Raw genomic sequence first — 2,039 nt, forward strand, 5'->3', positions numbered from 1 at the left:
CTCCGGCGCCCCGGCGGTGACTAGGCCTGCCAGTGCGGTGATCAGCTTGCGGGCCTCGTCCAGGTCCTTCAGCTCGGCGGCGTCCTTGCCCTCGGCCAAGCCGCACTTCACGGCGGCGGCGCTCATCAGGTGCACCGCGGCGGTGGTGATGATTTCAACGGCAGGAACCTCGGCGATATCGCGGACCTGCTGATCGACGGCCTGCTGCATTGAATTGGAATCTTCGGTACTCATACTGCTAAGCTTGTCACAGACCGACTCGATTGGGTTACTTGGTTCTGGCCTGAAACAGGTTATGTGACCAAGGGATCATGATCGAGACATGCAAGTGGAGGCCATCTCCCACCCGCTGTCGCCGTGCAGGCGTCCGGGTACTTCGGCGGGAATCCCTCACGTGGATTCCAAGGCAGCAGGGTTCAGTAGATCACTGGTGCCGTAGTCGACTTTGTGGCCTTCGCCTGCATCAGCAGCGGAGGCCTTTTTCGTTGCTGGGCAGCACTACTTACGACTAACAGGAGTTACACATCAGCGATCCACGCATTAACGAGCGCATTCGCGTACCTGAGGTACGCCTCGTTGGCCCAAATGGTGAACAGGTGGGAATTGTCCGCATCGAGGACGCCCTGCGCCTGGCTCACGAATCCGATCTCGACCTGGTCGAGGTGGCCCCCAACGCCAAGCCTCCAGTGTGCAAGTTGATGGACTTCGGCAAGTACAAGTACGAAGCCGCCGTCAAGGCACGCGAGGCCCGCAAGAACCAGACCAACACGGTCCTGAAGGAAGTCCGCTTCCGCCTGAAGATCGACAAGCACGACTACGAAACCAAGGTCGGCCACGCCCTGCGCTTCCTGGGCGCCGGTGACAAGGTCAAGGCCATGATCCAGTTCCGTGGACGTGAGCAGCAGCGCCCGGAGATGGGCATCCGCCTGCTGGAGAAGTTTGCAGAGGACGTTGCGGAAGTTGGAGCCGTTGAGTCCAACCCGCGCATCGATGGCCGCAACATGGTCATGGTGGTCGGTCCGCTGAAGAACAAGGCCGAGGCCCGTCGCGAACAGCAGCAGAAGTCCGGCGGTCGTGGTTCCAAGCGCCGCGTCGCCACCGAGCTCCGCAGGAAACCTCGGGGCAGAACGTGGCCTCCTCCATGGACGACGAGGCTCGCGCCAAGCTGGAGCAGGCACGGGCCCAGGCCGAGGGCGAGGCGTAAGCCAAGCCCTCCGGGTTCCCCGGAACCCGCCGCCTTCAGGGCGAACCGGTCCTTCCTCCGCGGAAGGGCCGCACTAGAAAAGAACAACAGCGGTCGTCTCGCTTTGAGGGGCCCGCTTCGGATGATCCCCGACGGGTCCTACACGGATCCGATCGGAGCACGTAAGGAGAACGGCAGCTATGCCGAAGTTCAAGACTCATAGTGGCGCCAAGAAGCGCTTCAAGGTGACCGGCAGCGGAAAGCTGGCGCGTCAGCAGGCCAACCGCCGCCACTACCTGGAGCACAAGTCTTCCCGCATCACCCGTCGCCTGGCCTCTGACCAGATCGTTGCCAAGGCCGATGTGAAGACCATCAAGCGGATGCTGGGCCTCTAGGCCTTCCCCTTCGCAAGCAGTATTCGGGGAAGCCTTACCCCAACCAACCACTAGTTTTCACCGCCGGAGAAGGACCTTCGCCAGCGGGAACAAGATTTGAAGGAGTACACACGTGGCACGTGTGAAGCGGGCAGTCAACGCCCATAAGAAGCGTCGCGTCGTAATGGAACGCGCCAAGGGTTACCGCGGTCAGCGTTCGCGCCTTTACCGCAAGGCCAAGGAGCAGCTGCTCCACTCGTTCGTATACAGCTACAACGACCGCCGCAAGCGCAAGGGCGACTTCCGCCGCCTGTGGATCCAGCGCATCAACGCCGCTGCCCGCGCCAACGGCATGACCTACAACCGCCTGATCCAGGGCCTGAAGGCCGCCGAGGTCGAGGTTGACCGCCGCATGCTGGCCGAGCTGGCCGTCTCCGACGCCAACGCCTTCGCCGCGCTGGTCCAGGTAGCAAAGGGTGCCC

4 protein-coding genes are annotated in these 2,039 nt (G+C 62.5%); 3 read left to right on the forward strand and 1 reads right to left on the reverse strand.

Annotation, left to right across the window (positions count from 1 at the left end; genetic code table 11):
- The coding region (locus JCM19049_RS12615) for a DUF1844 domain-containing protein (RefSeq protein ID WP_279403146.1) at positions 1-234 on the reverse strand (234 nt) is incomplete at its 3' end.
- 317 nt (positions 235-551) lie between these two features.
- On the opposite strand from JCM19049_RS12615, the gene infC reads away from it, so the two are divergent.
- The 3 genes from infC to rplT all read left to right on the forward strand — a co-directional run.
- On the forward strand, positions 552-1,406 hold the full coding sequence (gene infC / locus JCM19049_RS12620; protein WP_279403148.1) for a translation initiation factor IF-3: 855 nt from the start codon (positions 552-554) through the stop codon (positions 1,404-1,406).
- Entirely contained in the window at positions 1,384-1,578 is a 195-nt protein-coding gene (rpmI, locus tag JCM19049_RS12625; RefSeq protein WP_054821765.1) for a 50S ribosomal protein L35, read from the forward strand. Before infC ends, rpmI begins: the two co-directional genes overlap by 23 nt.
- A gap of 112 nt (positions 1,579-1,690) precedes the next feature.
- Positions 1,691-2,039: 50S ribosomal protein L20 (gene rplT / locus JCM19049_RS12630; protein ID WP_279403147.1), on the forward strand; the 349-nt coding region annotated here is incomplete at its 3' end.

It is taken from the genome of Arthrobacter sp. JCM 19049, assembly GCF_001310435.1.